Annotated in this window: 11 protein-coding genes; 5 read left to right on the top strand and 6 right to left on the bottom strand. The window is 68.0% G+C overall.

Annotation, left to right across the window (positions count from 1 at the left end; translation table 11 throughout):
- Nucleotides 1-71: 71 nt before the first annotated feature.
- The 5 genes from AC3DET_RS12135 to AC3DET_RS12115 all read left to right on the top strand — a co-directional run bounded on the left by AC3DET_RS12135 (nucleotide 72) and on the right by AC3DET_RS12115 (nucleotide 12818).
- Nucleotides 72-737, top strand: coding sequence for a response regulator transcription factor (locus AC3DET_RS12135; protein WP_488391772.1), 666 nt, complete (start codon nucleotides 72-74; stop codon nucleotides 735-737).
- Nucleotides 737-2137 (top strand): HAMP domain-containing sensor histidine kinase, encoded by a 1401-nt coding sequence (locus AC3DET_RS12130; protein ID WP_488391771.1) that lies wholly within the window; start codon nucleotides 737-739, stop codon nucleotides 2135-2137. The genes AC3DET_RS12135 and AC3DET_RS12130 overlap by 1 nt, the downstream gene beginning before the upstream one ends.
- 216 nt (nucleotides 2138-2353) lie before the next feature.
- A complete protein-coding gene (locus AC3DET_RS12125; protein ID WP_488391770.1) occupies nucleotides 2354-11056 on the top strand; it encodes a glycoside hydrolase family 94 protein in 8703 nt (2900 codons plus the stop codon).
- The gene (locus AC3DET_RS12120) at nucleotides 11053-11307 is read left to right on the top strand and encodes a hypothetical protein (RefSeq protein WP_337731843.1); all 255 of its coding nucleotides are present in this window, start codon (nucleotides 11053-11055) and stop codon (nucleotides 11305-11307) included. The genes AC3DET_RS12125 and AC3DET_RS12120 overlap by 4 nt, the downstream gene beginning before the upstream one ends.
- 86 nt (nucleotides 11308-11393) lie before the next feature.
- The gene (locus AC3DET_RS12115; RefSeq protein WP_488391769.1) at nucleotides 11394-12818 is read left to right on the top strand and encodes a nicotinate phosphoribosyltransferase; all 1425 of its coding nucleotides are present in this window, start codon (nucleotides 11394-11396) and stop codon (nucleotides 12816-12818) included.
- 4 nt (nucleotides 12819-12822) lie between these two features.
- Here AC3DET_RS12115 and AC3DET_RS12110 read toward each other — a convergent pair whose 3' ends face one another.
- Genes AC3DET_RS12110 through AC3DET_RS12085 form a run of 6 tightly spaced genes read right to left on the bottom strand, consistent with a single transcriptional unit; the run spans nucleotide 12823 to nucleotide 17483 of the window.
- A complete protein-coding gene (locus AC3DET_RS12110; RefSeq protein WP_337731845.1) occupies nucleotides 12823-13422 on the bottom strand; it encodes a NapC/NirT family cytochrome c in 600 nt (199 codons plus the stop codon).
- Nucleotides 13423-13425: 3 nt separating this feature from the next.
- Nucleotides 13426-13983 carry a nitrate reductase cytochrome c-type subunit gene (locus AC3DET_RS12105; protein ID WP_488391768.1) on the bottom strand — a complete coding sequence of 186 codons (558 nt, stop codon included), beginning with the start codon at nucleotides 13981-13983 and terminating at the stop codon, nucleotides 13426-13428.
- A gap of 10 nt (nucleotides 13984-13993) precedes the next feature.
- Nucleotides 13994-16486 carry a periplasmic nitrate reductase subunit alpha gene (gene napA / locus AC3DET_RS12100; RefSeq protein WP_488391767.1) on the bottom strand — a complete coding sequence of 831 codons (2493 nt, stop codon included), beginning with the start codon at nucleotides 16484-16486 and terminating at the stop codon, nucleotides 13994-13996.
- Nucleotides 16483-16800, bottom strand: a complete 318-nt coding sequence (locus tag AC3DET_RS12095; protein ID WP_337731848.1) for a chaperone NapD — start codon at nucleotides 16798-16800, stop codon at nucleotides 16483-16485. Before AC3DET_RS12095 ends, napA begins: the two co-directional genes overlap by 4 nt.
- On the bottom strand, nucleotides 16797-17309 hold the full coding sequence (gene napF, locus AC3DET_RS12090; protein WP_337731849.1) for a ferredoxin-type protein NapF: 513 nt from the start codon (nucleotides 17307-17309) through the stop codon (nucleotides 16797-16799). The genes AC3DET_RS12095 and napF overlap by 4 nt, the downstream gene beginning before the upstream one ends.
- Before the next feature lie 3 nt (nucleotides 17310-17312).
- Nucleotides 17313-17483 carry a periplasmic nitrate reductase, NapE protein gene (locus AC3DET_RS12085; protein WP_488391766.1) on the bottom strand — a complete coding sequence of 57 codons (171 nt, stop codon included), beginning with the start codon at nucleotides 17481-17483 and terminating at the stop codon, nucleotides 17313-17315.
- Between the last annotated feature and the right edge of the window lie 91 nt (nucleotides 17484-17574).

The raw sequence follows: 17574 nt of genomic DNA, 5'->3' as shown, positions 1-17574 counted from the left end.
GGGGTGGGCATTAATCCGGTCTTAAAACCGGCGGACGACTATCGCCGGTCGCTTCGCAGACCGCCTCCACCATGGACACGATCCTCCTCGTCGAAGACGACCACATGCTCGGCCGGGCATTGACGGCAGCACTCGGGCAGGAAGGGTGGCGCGTGGTGCGCCACGAGGACGCGCGATCGGCGCAGGCCGCGCTCGTCGACCACGGTTTCGTCGCCGTGCTGCTCGATCTCGGCCTCGCGCGCGGTTCCGGACTGGATGTGCTGGCGACAATGCGCGAGCGCCACGACGCGACGCCCGTCCTGATCATCACCGCGCGCGACCAGCTGAGCGACCGCATCCGCGGCCTCGATGCGGGCGCGGACGACTACATTGTCAAGCCGTTCCAGCGCGGCGAAATGCTGGCGCGACTTCGCGCGGTGCTGCGCCGCACGCGCGGCAAGGTGACGCCGGTACTGCGTTGGCGCGACGTCGAGGTGGACCCCGGCGCGAGCACCGCGTATCTCAACGGCAAGCGCATCGGCCTGAGCGCCAACGAGTTCCGCATCCTGCAGGTGTTGTTCGAGGCGCGTGGCCGCGTGCTGAGCCGCGACCAGTTGCAGGACTGCCTCTGCCGCGGTGGCACGGAGGTCGGCAGCAATGTGGTCGCGGTCTACGTGCACCAGCTGCGGCGGAAGCTGGGTGATGGCGTGGTGGTGACAGAAGTCGGTCTCGGTTACCGCGCCGGGGACGAAGCGTGATGCGCGCGCTGCGTACGCGGCTGCTTGTCGCGATGGCTGCCGTCCTGCTGGTTGCCTGGTCCACGGGGTTCGCGCTGCAGTATCTGGACATGTCCGCGCGGCAATGCGGCGAGGCCGATGGCATGTTGCGCAATGTCGCCGAGCAGATCCTGCAATCCCTGCCCTCGGACATCACGGCCGCCGGCCAGCAGGCGCCGTTCGAACTCGATACCGCCTCGATGCCCGCGAACGGCAAGTTCGCCGCGCTCGGCTTCCAGGTCTGGGAGCACGGCACCGGCCGGCGCCTGATGTCGTCGCGACCGGCGCCGGAGCATGCGATGGTCGCGAGCCTTGTGGACGGCTTCTCCGAGGTCACCATCGCCGGTGCCGCCTGGCGCGTGTTCGCCGTCAGCGACGCGCAGCATCGGGTGCAGGTGCAGGTCGGCCTGCCGCAGTCCGCATTGCAGGCGGAGTTGCGGAAGTGGCTGGGCGCGAGCCTGGGCACGGCGCTTCTCCTGCTCTGCGCCATCGGCCTGGCGATCTGGTCGGTGATCCACTGGTCGCTGCGGCCGGTGCTCGTCCTCAGCGACGCCATTGCGACGCGGACATCGCTGGACCTGGCGCCGATTCCCGAACGCGGCCTGCCGGATGAGTTCGCGCCGCTGATCCGGGCGTTCAACCAGTTGATGATGCGGCTGGCACAGGCGCTGCAGCATGAGCGCGCCTTCCTCGGCGAAGCGGCGCATGAGCTGCGCACCCCGCTGGCGGCGCTGCTGGCCCAGGCGCAGGTGTTGCAGAACGCTGACGACCGCGACGACGCGCGCGACGCCCTCGATCACCTCATCGCGGGCATCGAGCGCACCTCGAGGCTCGCGCAGCAACTGCTCGATGCAGCACGGGTGGACGCCGGTGTCGCCAGCACCCGCGCGCAGGACGTGGACCTTGCGCTGGTCGCCGGGATGGTGGCCGATGAGTTCGGCCTGTCTGCAGCGCGGAACGGTCAGTCGATCGAGCTGGATGTGGGCCATGCCCCCGTGCACGGCGACATCGACGATCTGGGGATCCTGCTGCGCAACCTGATCGACAACGCCCTGCGCCACGGCGGGCCGGGTACGCGCGTGCGCGTCGAAACGCGGATCGGGAGCAGTGGATCGGAACATGCGGCCACCCTGGTCGTGGCCGACGATGGCCCCGGTATCCCCGAAAGCGAACACGCGCGCATGTTCGAGCGGTTCTCCCGTGTCGGTCGCGGCCATGGCGTGCAGGGCGTCGGCATGGGCCTGGCGCTGGTGGAACGGGTGGTCGCATCGCACGGTGGCCGGCTGCACTGCGGTACCGGACTGGATGGCCATGGCTTCGGCATCGAGATCCGGTTTCCCCTGGCGGCGACACAACGTCATGCCGCCCCCGCAACCATGTAGCGGACATTCGGATCACCCTGCCCCGTCCCGGGGATGGAACGAGCAGCAGCAGCGGGGCACCCCGCACTCTGGCAAGAATCCCAGCTCGTGGGCGGCGGGGTCCGAGGCCCGCTGCCGCAGCTTCCGCCTCACGCACTGACCCCCTTCACGTCAGCGTCCCGACGTGCATGCAAGGATGGGCTCCACGTCGGTTGCCCCGCCCTCACAGGATTTCCGATGCCCCAGGTCTGGAGGGTCTTCAGCCACTGGTTGCGCCTGCGTCGACGCTTGTGGCGATGGCGCCGCGCGGCCACCAAGAAGCCCCTGGGTGCGGAAGCACCCTTGCGCTCGCAGCTGTTCAACGTCGAGCAGATGGAAATGCACGGCCGCGCGCTGGCGCGCGCGCACCGGATACACACGCGTCCGGGGCCGGAACGGCTACTTGACCGTCTGGGCGAGAACGAAGGCCTGCTGGATGACGTCTGCGCACTGCTCACGCGGATGGTCCAGGACGACATGCGCATCACGCCGGCCGGCGAGTGGTTGCTGGACAACTACTACCTGGTGGAAGAACAGGTACTCACCGCGCGGCGGCATCTGCCCAAGGGCTACAGCCGCCAGCTTCCCTCGCTGAGCCAGGGTCCTTCATCCGGCCTGCCGCGCGTCTACGACCTCTCGCAGGAAGCGATCGCGCACGGCGACGGCCGCATCGATGCGGAAACCCTCAGCCGCTTCTTCGCCGCCTACCAGTCCATCACCCCGCTGAAGCTCGGCGAGCTCTGGGCCATCCCGATCATGTTGCGGCTGGCGCTAATCGACAATCTGCGCCGCATGGCGGTGCGCGTGATGCGCGATGGCGCCGACCACAGGCTGGCCAGCGAATGGGCCGGGCAGCTCAACCGCACCGCAGCGGAGAGCCCCAAGGACGTGGTGCTGGTGATCGCCGACATGGCGCGCTCGGATCCACCGCTGACCGGCGCGTTCGTTTCCGAACTGATGCGCGGCCTGCAGGGGCGTGGCGGCGTGTCGTCCATGCCGATCACCTGGCTTGAACAGTGGGTCGCCGACGGCGGCCAGCGCATCGAGGAACTGGTCCACCTGGAAAGCCAGCAGCAGGCGGCGGACCAGGTGTCCATCAGCAACAGCATCGGCAGCCTGCGCTTCCTGGCGAACATGGACTGGCGGGAGTTCGTGGAGGACATGAGCGTGGTCGAGCGCACCCTGCGCGAAGACCCAGCCCGCACCTATGCGCTGATGGACTTCAGCACGCGCGACAGCTATCGGCATGTGGTCGAGAAGATCGCCCGCCTGGCCGACGTCGGCGAGAAGGAGGTGGCGGACATCGCCCTGCAACTGGCGCAGTCCGCCGCCGCGTCCGATCCGATGGGCTACCAGGCCCATGTCGGCTTCTATCTCGTGGACGACGGCGTTGCCCGTACCCAGGCTGCGGTGGCGGAGTTCCTCGCCGGCGGGCGACGGGTACGCCTGCGTCCGCGCCGCATTCCCCTGCTGGCCTATCTGACGCCCATCGCCGCGATCATCGGACTGTTCACCTACGGTCTGCTGACGGCCGGATCCCCCCTCCAGGGCGTGCCGATCTGGCTGTTGACCGCACTCGCCCTGCTCGCTTTCAGCGAACTGGGCATCGCGCTGGTGAACTGGGCGGCGACCTTGCTCGTACCGCCAAGGCCGTTGCCCAGGATGGATTTCTCCAAAGGCATCCCGGCGACATCGCGCACGCTGGTGGTGGTGCCCAGCATGCTGGGCAGTGCAGAAGGCGTGGACAGCCTCGTCGAGGCGCTGGAAGTGCGCTTCCTGGCCAATCGCGACCGCCACCTGCATTTCGCGCTGCTCACCGATTTCCTGGATGCGGACGATGCCTCGCTGCCGGGCGATGCCGCCCTGGTCGCGCGTGCGGCGGAACGGATCGAACAACTCAACCGGCGCTATGCACCGGAGCGGGCGGAGGTTGGCGGCGGCGACCTGTTCTTCCTGTTCCACCGGCCACGCCAGTGGAATGCGCGCGAGCGGCGCTGGATGGGCTACGAACGCAAGCGCGGCAAGCTGGCGGCCCTGAACCGGCTCCTGCGCGGTGGAAACACGGACGAGTTCCTGCAGGTGACCGGCAACACCGGCGTGCTGTCGCAGGTGCGTTACGTGATCACCCTGGACACGGACACGCGCTTGCCGCGCGATGCGGCGCGCGAGTTCGCCGGCACGTTGTCGCACCCGCTCAACCAGGCGGCATTCGATCAGCATCATCGCCGCGTCGTGCGCGGCTACGGCATCCTGCAGCCCAGCGTCGGCACCAGCCTCAGCGGGCGGCCGAACTCGCGCTACGCGCGCATGTTCGGCAGCGAGCCCGGCATCGATCCGTACACGCGCACGGTCTCGGATGTGTACCAGGACCTGTTCGGCGAAGGCTCCTTCGTCGGCAAGGGCATCTACGACGTGGATGCGTTCGAGCACGCACTCGCCGACCGCTTCCCCGACAACCGCATCCTCAGCCATGACCTGCTCGAAGGCTGCTATGCGCGTGCCGGTCTGGTCAGCGACGTGCGCCTGTTCGAGGACTATCCGTCGCGCTACGCGGCCGACGTGAAACGGCGCTATCGCTGGATCCGCGGCGACTGGCAGTTGTTGCCATGGTTGCTGCCCTGGGTGCCGCGCCACGGGGGCGGGCGTGAGCGCAACCCGCTGTCGTGGCTGTCGCGCGGCAAGCTGCTCGACAACCTGCGCCGGAGCCTGGTGCCGGCGGCGACATCGGTGCTGCTGGTGCTGGGCTGGCTCTTCTCGCCCGATCCGCTCGTGTGGACGGCATGGCTGCTGAGTCTCTGGGCACTGCCCGTGCTGGTTCCCGCCCTCCGCGATGTCTTCGCCATCCCGGTGGACATGCCGCTGGAAACGCACCTGCTGCAGGTGGGCCGATCGAGCCTGCGGCAACTGCTGCGCGCCGCGGTGAACGTGGCCTGCCTGCCTTACGAAGCCTTCTTCAGCCTGGGCGCCATCGTACGCACGCTGTGGCGCCTGCTGGTCACGCGCAGGCATCTGCTGCAATGGAATCCGTCCAGCGAGGTGGAGCGCAGCCTGGGCAGCGGCATCAAGGCCGAACTGCTGAGCATGGCGCCGGCCCCTCTGATCGCCGCCGCCATCGCCGCGTTGCTGGCGTTGAAACAGCCGGCGGCGCTGTGGGTCGCAGCCCCGCTGCTGACGCTCTGGCTGGTGTCGCCGGCCATCATGGCGTGGCTGGGGCGCCCGCCCGGCCAGCGCGACGGGAAGCTGTCCGCCACGCAGCTGGTGTTCCTCGGGAAGCTGTCGCGCCGCACCTGGGCGTTCTTTGAAACCTATGTGCGCGCGGAGGATCACTGGCTCCCGCCCGACAACGTGCAGGAACATCCCACGCTGGTCGTGGCGCGGCGCACGTCACCCACCAACATCGGGCTGTCGCTGCTGGCCAACCTGGCCGCCCACGATTTCGGCTACCTGCAGACCGGCGGCGTGATGGCGCGTACGCGCCTGGTGTTCGACACACTGGATGCGCTGCCACGCCATCGCGGGCACTTCTACAACTGGTACGACACCGCGACGCTGCAACCCCTGCCGCCGGCGTACATCTCGACCGTCGACAGCGGCAATCTGGCAGGCCATCTGCTGACGCTGCGCCAGGGCCTGCTGGCCTTGGTCGACGCGCCGGTGCTGGCGCCCGGCACGTTCACCGGACTGGCCGATACCTTGGCCGTGCTGGACGACGCGCGCCAGGGCGTGCGTGAGGAAGGCGACACGCTGCCTGCTGCCCTGGACGCATTCCGTACGTCACTGGCGCAGGCGCAACGGGAACCGCCCGCGACCGTCGAGGAAGCCGAACGCGTGCTGGCCCGGCTGGCGGCGCATGCCGATGACATCGCGCTGGCATGGCCGATGCCCGACACCGACGGTGGGCATCCCCATCACTGGCCGACGGCACTGGTCGAAGGCTGCCGATCCGCGCATGCGGAACTGCAGTTCCTGCTTCCCGACGCCGGTACCAGCGATGGCCAGCGCATTCCGACCTTGCGCGAACTGCAGGACGGGTCCGCCAGCCCGCTGGCAGGCCGGCGCGCGCGCGAACGGATCCATCAGCTGGAACGCCTGGCGCATATCGCCGGGCAGTTCTCGCTGATGGAATACGACTTCCTCTACGACCGCGCGCGCCACCTGCTCGTGATCGGCTACAACCTGGACGAACACCGGCTCGACAGCGGCTTCTACGACCTGCTCGCCTCGGAGGCGCGCCTGTGCAGTTTCGTCGCGATCGCGCAGGGCCAGTTGCCGCAGGAAAGCTGGTTCGCGCTGGGCCGTCTGCTGACCGAGGTCAACGGCGACGCCACGCTGCTGTCGTGGAGCGGTTCGATGTTCGAATACCTGATGCCGCAGCTCGTCATGCCCAGCTACCCGGACACGCTGCTGGACCAGACGTCGCGACATGCCGTGGACGCGCAGATCGCGCACGGTGCGCGGCATGACGTGCCGTGGGGCATTTCGGAGTCGGGCTACAACACCGTCGACGCACGCATGAACTACCAGTACCGTGCGTTCGGCGTGCCGGGGCTGGGCCTGAAGCGGGGGCTGGGCCAGGACCTGGTCATCGCGCCGTACGCCAGCATGATGGCATTGATGGTGGCGCCGGAAGCCGCGTGCCAGAACCTGCAGCGGCTCGATGCGCTGGGGTTCGGTGGACACTTCGGACTGTACGAAGCCATCGACTACACGCCGGCCCGCGTTCCGCCCGGACAGGAGTGCGTGGTGGTGCGCTCCTTCATGGCCCATCACCAGGGCATGGGGTTCCTTTCGCTCGTCCACCTGCTGCGCCAGCAGCCGATGCAGCGGCGCTTCGTCGCCGATGCCGAGTTCCAGGCCACCCTGCTGTTGCTGCAGGAACGCATCCCGCATACGGGCGTGTTCCACCCGCACGAAGCCGAAACGCTCGGCACGCGCGCCGCGCCGACCGAGTCGGAAACCCAGCTGCGGATCTTCCGCGACCCGGGCACCTCGCGCCCCGCCGTGCAGTTGCTCTCCAACGGGCGCTACCACGGCCTGCTGACCAGTGCCGGCGGCGGGTACAGCCGCCATCGCGACATGGCGGTCACGCGCTGGCGCGAGGACGGCACGCGCGACAACTGGGGCAGCTTCTGCTACCTGCGCGACGTGGAGAGCAGCGAGTACTGGTCCACCTCGCTGCAACCCACGTGTGTGCCGGTCGACCAGTACGAAGCGATCTTCTCCGATGCCAAGGCCGAGTTCCGCGGACGCAAGCGCGGCTACGAAAGCCATCTGGAGATCGCCATTTCCGCCGAGGACGACATCGAACTACGCCGGTTGCGCCTGAGCAACCGCAGCCGGCGCACGCGCACCATCGAGATCACCACGTATGCCGAGGTGGTGCTGGCGCCCGCCATTGCCGACGAACTGCACCCGGCCTTCAGCAACCTGTTCGTGCAATCGGAGATCGTGCGCGAGAAGCAGGCACTGCTGTGCACGCGCCGGCCGCGCGCGCACGATGAAGTGCCGCCGTGGATGTTCCACCTAGTGGCGGTGCACGATGCCGACATCAGCACGATCTCGTACGAGACCGACCGCGCACGCTTCCTGGGCCGTGGCAACACACCCCGCTCGCCGCATGCGCTCACGGATCAGGAGGCGCTCTCGGACAGCGGAGGCTCGGTACTGGATCCCATCGTGGCGATCCGCTGCCGGATCGAACTCGCGCCGGGACAGACCGCCATGATCGACATGGTCCACGGCGTGGGCCTGGACCGCGATGCGTGCACAGACCTGATCGACAAGTACCGGGACCGCCGCCTGGCCGACCGCGTCTTCGACCTGGCATGGACCCACAGCCAGGTGGTGAGGCGCCAGATCAACGCCTCCCAGGCCGACGCGCAGCTTTACGAGCGGCTGGCCGGCCTCATCGTGTACGCACATCCGTTGCTGCGCGCCGATGCCGACGTGCTGCTGCAGAACCAGCGCGGCCAGTCCGGGCTGTGGGGCCACGCGATCTCCGGCGACCTGCCCATCGTGCTGCTGCAGATTTCCGATGCCGACAACATCGACCTGGTCCGCCAGATGGTGCAGGCGCACGCCTATTGGCGTCTGAAGGGCCTGCGCGCGGACCTGGTGATCTGGAACGAGAGCCAGGCCGGCTATCGCCAGCAGTTGCAGGACCAGATCCTGGGCATGATCTCGGCCGATCCGGAGGCGAACGTACTGGATCGACCGGGCGGCATCTTCGTGCGCCCCGGCCACCAGATGTCGCAGGAGGACCGCATCCTGCTGCAATCGGTGGCGCGGGTGATCGTCAGCGACCAGTCGGGCTCGCTGGCATCCCAGATCGGCCGTCGCGAACCGGCCGAACGCCTGATGCCGACGCTGTTGGCCGAAGGTCCGCGGGAAGAACGCGCAGCGCTTCCGGAACTGGAAGCCGCGACCGGACTGCCACCGCCCGCCGATGTCGACGAAGGCGACGATGCGTGGCCATTCGAAGCGGTGGCCACCGCCTTCCTGCACGACAACGGCACCGGCGCGTTCGCTGCCGATGGACGCGAGTACGTGATCGTCACGCGCGAAGGCAGTCCGACACCGGCACCGTGGTCCAACGTACTCGCCAACGACCGGTTGGGCACGGTCGTCAGCGAAAGCATGGCCGGCTACACGTGGTTCGAGAACGCCCACGAATTCCGTCTCACACCGTGGCACAACGATCCGGTCGCCGACAGCGGTGGCGAAGCGTTCTACCTGCGCGACGAGGACACCGGGCAGGTGTGGTCGCCGCTGCCGCTGCCATGCCGGGGGCGCGGTGCATACCGCACGCGCCATGGCTTCGGCTACAGCGTGTACGAGCATGTCGAGGACGGGATCGCCAGCGAACTGTGGGTGTACGTGGCGGTCGAGGATGCGGTCAAGTACTCGGTACTGAAGGTGCGCAACCTGTCCGGCCGCGCACGCCGGCTTTCCGCCACCGGTTTCGTGGAATGGGTGCTGGGCGACCTGCGCGTGAAGTCGCAGATGCACGTCATTACCGAACAGGATGCCGGCAGCGGCGTACTGACCGCGCGCAACCCTTACAACACGGAGTTCGGCGGCCGGGTCGCCTTCTTCGACACCGACGCCAGCGGCTGCAGCTTCACCGGCGACCGCACGGAGTTCCTCGGACGCAACGGCAGCATGGGCGCTCCGGCGGCGATGCAGCGCGAGCGCCTGTCCGGCCGCCTGGGCGTGGGGCTCGATCCTTGCGCCGCCATCCAGGTGCCGTTCTCCCTGCTCGATGGCGAAGCGTCGGAGACGGTGTTCCGGCTGGGCATGGGCAAGGACCACGAAGAAACCCTGCAACTCGCGCGGCGTGTGCAGGGCGTGCAGCGCGCACACGATGCCCTGGACGCCGTGCGTATCCACTGGCGCGGGCTGCTCACCTCGGTGCAGGTCAGCACGCCCGACCCCAGCGTGGATGCGCTGGTGAATGGCTGGCTGATGTACCAGACACTCGCATGCCGCTACGTGGCACGCAGCGGCTATTACCAGTCCGGCGGCGCGTTCGGCTTCCGCGACCAGCTGCAGGACACCATGGCGACGCTGCATGCCAGGCCCGCGTTGACCCGCGCGCACCTGCTGCTGTGCGCCGCCCACCAGTTTCCGCAGGGCGATGTGCTGCACTGGTGGCATCCCCCGCAGGGACGCGGCGTGCGAACGCGCTGTTCGGACGATTACCTGTGGCTGCCGTTCGCGATCTGCCGCTACCTGGAAGTGACGGGCGATGCCAGCGTGCTGGACGAGGACGTGGGCTTCGTCGACGGACGCCCGGTCAATCCCGACGAGGAGTCCTATTACGACATGCCCGCGACGTCGTATCTGCGGCAGTCGTTCTACCGGCATTGCGTGCTGGCGCTCCGGCGTGGCTGCAGCCTGCTCGGCGAGCGCGGCCTGCCCCTGATCGCGACCGGCGACTGGAACGATGGCATGAACCGCGTCGGCGAAGCGGGACGTGGCGAAAGCGTATGGCTGGGCTTCTTCCTGTACGACACGCTGCAGCGCTTCATCGCCGTTGCGCGCCTGCGCGGCGATGAGGCATTCGCCGACGAATGCGCGGAGCACGCCGAGCGCCTGCGCGGGAACCTGGAAGCGCATGCCTGGGACGGCGAGTGGTACCGGCGGGCCTGGTTCGACGATGGCACGCCGCTGGGCTCGCGCCAGAGCGATGAATGCAGGATCGATTCGATCTCGCAGAGCTGGTCGGTCCTGTCGGGTGCGGCGGATGCGGCCCGCGCCACGCAGGCCATGGCGTCGCTGGACCGCTACCTCGTGAAGCGCGAGGCGGGCCTGATCCAGCTGCTCGATCCTCCCTTCGACAAGACGCCGAAGGATCCCGGCTACATCCGCGGCTACGTGCCGGGCGTGCGCGAGAACGGCGGCCAGTACACCCACGCTGCGGTGTGGGCCGCGATGGCGTTCGCGCGCCAGGGCGACACGGAGCGCGCATGGGAACTGGCGCGCATGATCAACCCCATCAACCACGCGCAGGATCCCGCCTCGACCGCCCTCTACAAGGTGGAGCCGTACGTGCTGGCCGCCGATGTCTACGGCGTGGCGCCCCATGTGGGCCGCGGCGGCTGGACCTGGTACACCGGTTCCGCCGGCTGGATGTACCGCCTGCTGACCGAGTCGCTGCTGGGACTGCAGCGCATCGGTGGCGAGCTTGCACTCGCGCCCTGCCTGCCACGCGACTGGCCGGCGTACGAACTTCGCTACCGCTTCGGGAGCAGCCTGTACATCATCTCCGTGCAGCAGGTCGATGGCGGCATGGCGACGTTGCGGGTGGACGGCGCAGAGCAACCCGGTGTCCGGTTCGCGCTGGTGGACGACGGCACCGTGCATCGCGTGGAGGCGCGCTGGCCGCGCGCACCGGCATGAAATCGCGCGCGCAACTCGACGCGGACCTGGATCGCCTGGCGGCAATGCTGCCGCCCTGGCTGCAGCACCTCCGCCACGAGGCGCAGTTCTGGCCGCAGTTCGAAGCGCTGGCGCTTGACATCCTGGGCGACGCCACCCACCACGACCGCCACCATGTGCAGCAGCGACTGGATGCGATGCTTGTCGCCCACGGCAAGGCGACGCCCGATCGAGGCGCACGCGGAACATCGCCGCGGGAAGGGATACGGTAGGCGCCACGGCGCGAACGCCGCCAACGCGTGGCATCGCGCGGCAGCGGCTGCGACACTGTGCACCCCACGGTCGCGGAACCCCCGCCATGCGATGCCTGAGCAACCTCCTGCTCAACACCGACAGCTACAAGGCCAGCCACTGGCTGCAGTACCCGCCAGGCACCGACGCCACGTTCTTCTACGTGGAATCGCGCGGCGGCATCCATGACCGCATGGTGTTCTTCGGCCTGCAGGCAATCCTGAAGGAGTACCTGGCGCACCCCGTGACCCACGCCGACGTGGACCAGGCGCGCGACGTCTTCGCCGCGCACGGCGAGCCGTTCAACGAGGCCGGCTGGCGCGACATCGTGGACCGCAATGGCGGCCACCTGCCCCTCCGCATCCGCGCCGTGCCCGAAGGCACGGTGGTGCCCACGCACCAGGCGCTGATGACGATCGAATCCACGGATCCGCAGGCATTCTGGGTTCCGTCGTACGTCGAGACGATGCTGCTGCGGATCTGGTACCCGATCACCGTGGCCACCATCAGCTGGCACGCCAAGCAGACGATCCGGCAGTTCCTCGAACGCACCAGCGACGATCCGGCCGGCCAGCTGCCCTTCAAGCTGCACGACTTCGGCAGCCGCGGCGTCTCGAGCGTCGAGTCCGCCGCCCTCGGCGGCGCGGCGCACCTGGTCAACTTCCTCGGTACCGACACCGTGTCGGGCCTGGTGCTGGCGAAAGCGCATTACCACGAGCCGATGGCCGGCTTTTCGATCCCGGCGGCCGAACACAGCACGATCACCAGCTGGGGCCGCGAACACGAGGTGGATGCCTACCGCAACATGCTGCGGCAGTTCGCGAAGCCCGGCGCGATCGTGGCGGTGGTGTCGGACAGCTACGACATCTTCCATGCCATCAGGGAACACTGGGGTACCACGTTGCGGCAGGAGGTGATCGCATCGGGCGCGACGGTGGTGATCCGCCCCGATTCCGGCGACCCGGTCGCAGTGGTGCACCAGTGCCTGGAACTGCTGGACGACGCCTTCGGCCACACGGTCAATGGCAAGGGCTACCGGGTGCTCAACCATGTGCGTGTGATCCAGGGCGACGGCATCAACCCCACCAGCCTGCGCGCGATCCTGGAACGCATCACCAGTGCCGGCTACGCCACCGACAACCTCGCCTTCGGCATGGGCGGTGCATTGCTGCAGCGTCTCGACCGCGACACGCAGAAGTTCGCGCTGAAGTGCTCCGCCGCGCGCGTCGACGGTGCATGGATCGACGTCTACAAGGATCCCGTCACCGACAAGGGCAAGCAGAGCAAGCGTGGCCGGATGACGCTGCTGCTGCACCGCGAGTACGGCGGCTTCCGTACCGTGCCCGTGCCACCGGCCGCCGCATCGCTCGATGACGTGGAAAAACCCGCCGGCTACGAGGACGCCATGGTCACCGTGTGGGAAGACGGCCGCCTGCTGCGCGACTGGACCTTCGCCGAGATCCGCGCCCGCGCCGAAGCCGCGCGGCTGTAGGCCATCACCCCTGCGGCACGCCCGTCATGTCGGGCAGGTGGTGCGCGACGCCCTTGTGGCAGTCGATGCAGGTTTTCTTGCCGGTGCCGAGCCACAGCTTGTGCACCTGCGCCGCGCGCGAGCCCTGGCGGGTCAGGTCCATCGAATCGTAGTCGTGGCAGTTGCGGCACTCCAGCGAATCGTTCGCCTTCAGCCTGTTCCACTCGTGCGTGGCCAGGATCAGGCGCTCGTCCAGGAATTTCTCGCGCGTGTTGATGGTGCCGAAGAGCTTGCCCCAGACCTCCTTCGATGCCTGCATCTTGCGCGCGATCTTGTCGGTCCAGTTGTGCGGCACGTGGCAATCGGGGCAGGTCGCGCGGACGCCCGAGCGGTTGGTGTAGTGGATGGTGGTCTTCAGTTCCTCGAAGACGTTGTCCTGCATTTCGTGGCAGCTGGTGCAGAACGCCTCGGTGTTGGTCGCCTCCAGCGCGGTGTTGAACCCGCCCCAGAACATCACCCCCGCCAGGAACCCGGCCACCGTCAGGAAACCCAGGCTGTAATGGCGGCTGGGCAGGCGCAACGTGCGCCACAGGCCCGACACCCGCTGCTTGGTCCGTGACCACATGGGCTACTCCTTCGCGGCCGGCGGCGGCGACAGCACGCTGTCGATGTCGCGGAACTGGTTCGCCACCAGCACCGGCGCATCGGTCTGCACGACATGGCACTGGTTGCAGAAGTAGCGTCGCGGCGAGATGGTCGCCAGGAACTGGTCGTCGCGATCCATGTAGTGCGTCACGCTGACCGGCGGCGCCTGGAAGGTGGCCGCGTTGGCGCGGGCGTGGCACAGCATGCAGCGGTTGCTGTTCCTGTCGACCTGGTAGCCGTCGATCGCATGCGGGATGGTCGGCGGCTGCATCGGGTAGGCGCGCGCACGCTTCAGGTCGGCGTTCTCCACGTGCGCCATCGGCGGGGGATGGCCCTCCTTGTCCACCGGCACGCCGCGGCGGAGGGCATCGATCTGACCCGCGCCGGGCACGAAGACCGCGCGCGCGTCCACGGGCGTGGATACCGCCGCCACCGGCGCTTCGTGCCGGTCCGGGCGACCTGTCATCCATCCCGCCACGAAGACCAGCGCCATCAGGGCGACGGTCAGCCCAACCGCGATCCAGAGATGCTTGTTCTGCACGGGCGTACTCCTAGGCGGCCACGACTCTGACGGCGCACTTCTTGTAGTCGGTCTGCTTGGAAATCGGATCGGTCGCGTCCAGCGTGACCTTGTTGATCAGCTGCCCGGCATCGAACCACGGCACGAACACCAGCCCGCGCGGCATCCGGTTGCGGCCGCGCGTCTCCACGCGCGAGCGCATCTCGCCCCGCCGCGACGCAACGATGATCTCGTCACCGCGCTTGAGCCCGCGCGCCTTCGCATCGTCCGGGTTCATGAACACCACCGCCGCCGGAAACGCCTTGTACAACTCCGGCACGCGCATCGTCATCGACCCCGAATGCCAGTGCTCCAGCACGCGGCCAGTGACCAGCCACAGGTCGAACTCGTCATCCGGCGATTCGGCGGCCGGCTCGTACGGCAGCGCCCAGATCACCGCCCTGCCGTCCTTGTTGCCGTAGAACTCGAAGCCCTTGCCCGGCTTGACGTACGGATCGGCGCCCTCGCGATAGCGCCAGCGCGTCTCCTGGCCCTTCACCACCGGCCAGCGCAGGCCGCGCGCCTTGTGGTAGTCGTCGAACGGCGCCAGGTCGTGGCCGTGGCCGCGACCGAACGCGGCGTACTCCTCGAACAGCCCCTTGTGCACGTAGAACCCGAACAGCGCGGATTCGTCGTTGGCGTAGCCGGCTTCGATGTCGGTCGTGGGGAACCTGTCCACGTTGCCGTTGCGGTACAGCACGTCGAACAGCGTCTTGCCCTTGTACTGCGGGTTCGCGGCCAGCAGGTCGGCTGGCCAGCACTCGTCGGTGGTGAAGCGCCTGGAGAACTCCATCAGCTGCCACAGGTCCGAGCGCGCCTCGCCGGGCGCCTTCACGAGTTGATGCCAGAACTGGGTGCGTCGCTCGGCGTTGCCGTAGGCACCCTCCTTCTCCACCCACATCGCCGCCGGCAGGATCAGGTCCGCCGCCTGTGCGGTCACCGTGGGATAGGCATCGGACACGACGATGAAGTTGTCCGGGTTGCGGTAGCCCGGCCAGGTCTCCTCGCGCAGGTTCGCGGCGGCCTGCATGTTGTTGTTGACCATCACCCAGTACGCGTTGAGCTTGCCGTCCTTCAGGGCGCGGTTCTGTTCGACCGCGTGGTAGCCAACCTTCGGATTGACGGTACCGTGCGGAAGCTTCCAGATCTCTTCCGCGTGCCTGCGATGCTCGGGATTGGTCACCACCATGTCGGCCGGCAGGCGGTGGCTGAAAGTGCCCACTTCACGCGCGGTGCCGCAGGCGGACGGCTGGCCGGTCAGCGAGAACGGGCTGTTGCCCGGGGTGGCGATCTTCCCGGTCAGCAGGTGGATGTTGTAGACCATGTTGTTGGCCCACACACCGCGCGTGTGCTGGTTGAAGCCCATGGTCCAGAACGACATCACCTTCGTCTTCGGGTCCGCGTACAGCTCGGCCAACTGTTCCAGCCAGCCACGCTCCGCGCCGGTCATCTCGACGGCCTTGTCCAGCGTGTATGGCGCGACGAAGGCGGCGAACTCCTCGAAGCTGATCGGCTGCCCGCCGTTCGGGTCCTTGGCATTCTTCGCCTTGACCTCCAACGGATGTTCCGGGCGCAGGCCGTAGCCGATGTCGTCGTTGCCGCGCTTGAACGTGGTGTGCCTGTCAACGAACGCCTGGTTGACCTTGCCGGTGCGGATGATGTGGTTGGCGATGTAGTTGAGGATGACCAGGTCGGTCTGCGGCGTGAAGATGATCGGAATGTCGGCCAGCTCGAAGCTGCGGTGCTCGAAGGTGGACATCACCACCACCTTCACGTGCGGGTGCGAAAGCCGCCGGTCCGTCACCCGGGTCCACAGGATCGGATGCATTTCGGCCATGTTGGAGCCCCACAGCACGAACGCATCGGCGGCCTCGATGTCGTCGTAGCAGCCCATCGGCTCGTCCATGCCGAAGGTCCGCATGAACCCCGCCACGGCCGACGCCATGCAGTGGCGCGCGTTCGGATCGATGTGGTTGCTGCGGAACCCGGCCTTCATCAGCTTGTTGGCGGCATAACCCTCGAAGATCGTCCACTGGCCCGAGCCGAACATGCCGATGGCGTCGCTGCCTTTCTCCTTGAGCACGCGCTTGAACTGCGCGGCCATCACGTCGAAGGCCTCGTCCCAGCTCACGGCGGTGAAGTCGCCATCCTTGGCGTACACGCCGTTCTTCTTGCGCAGCAGCGGCTGGGTCAGGCGGTCGGCGCCGTACAGGATCTTGGACAGGAAGTAGCCCTTCACGCAGTTGATGCCGCGATTTACTTCCGCATGCACGTCGCCGTGGGTGGCCACCACGCGCCCCTCCTTCACGGCGACATTCACCCCGCAGCCCGTGCCGCAGTAGCGGCACGGCGCCTTGTCCCACTTCAGCGTCGTCCGGTCGCCTTCGGTGACCACGTTGCTGCCGCTGCCGGCAAGCGGCAGCCCGGCAGCCGCCGCGGCCGTCGCCAGCGCGCTGTGGCGGATGAACTCGCGGCGTGTGCTCATGGCGTGGCTCCGGTCGCGGACAGGATGGAGAGGCTGGGAAGGGGCTCGTCGAGCGCATGCGCGGGCTCGGCATGGTGGTAGACCAGCAGCACGTTCAACACCCCCGGCACCGACTGCAGCTGGTCCACGCGCTCCATCACCGCATGGCGGTCGGCGGATTCGCAGATCACCACGCTGCGCGTATCGCCGGCCAGTGCGAGTTCGAGATCGTCGTGCGTGTCGATCATTGCGGCGAGCGCCTTGGATGCGCTTTCGCGGTGCTGGACCACGAAGCTGGCGATGTGGATTTCGGGTTCAGGGCCTGGCGGGCTCATGCGATGGCCTCCGTGGCCTGTGCGTGCTGCAGGGTGATGGCATCCACGGGACACGTGCCGACGCAGGCACCGCAGCCCGTGCATCGTTCCGCGTCGACGGTGGCCGCGCCCCGGGCCGCGGGCGGCACGTGGATGGCGGACGCGGGACACACGTCGTGGCAACTGGCACAGACCACGCCGTGCGCGGACAGACAGCGATCCGCCACCTGGGCCAGGAGGATCCACGGGGGATCGAGGGAAGGAGCGAACGCGTCGCTGTCGCAGGCGGCCACGCATTCGCCGCAGAACGTGCATTCGCCCGCCGTCGCGTCGAAACGCGGCAGGCCGTCCGCGCCACGCACCAGCACCTGCTGCGGGCACTGCCGCACGCAGGCATCGCAGCGCGTGCAGGCACGCGTGAATTCAGCCTCGGGCCTGGCCCAGGGCGGACGGAAGACGACGGATGCCGGTATGGGCGCCGCGCGGCCGAACAGCAGGGCACGACGTGAAATCGAGCGGACATCGTCCATCGCTCAGGGTCCCGTCGGCGGACCGGCGAACAGCAGCTGCCACATCCACACGAGGAAGCCGTATCCCGCCACGATCAGCACGGCCATCAACGGGAAGATGACCAACGTCAGCAACAGGAACGCGGTGCGCTCCTGCTGTTTGCTCGCAACGGCTGATCCTTCGCTCTGCTCCATGTTGCCTACCTTGCGGGTGGGTACTGGTGCGACGATGCTGCGGCTGCAGGCTATCACATTCGCGTAGTGGCCCTGTCCCGGTCATCGGAAG

The sequence above is a fragment of the Pseudoxanthomonas sp. 97-1-1 genome (assembly GCF_057773125.1).
Note: the sequence above shows the minus strand (reverse complement) of the source record. Positions and strands in the feature narration are given on the sequence as shown.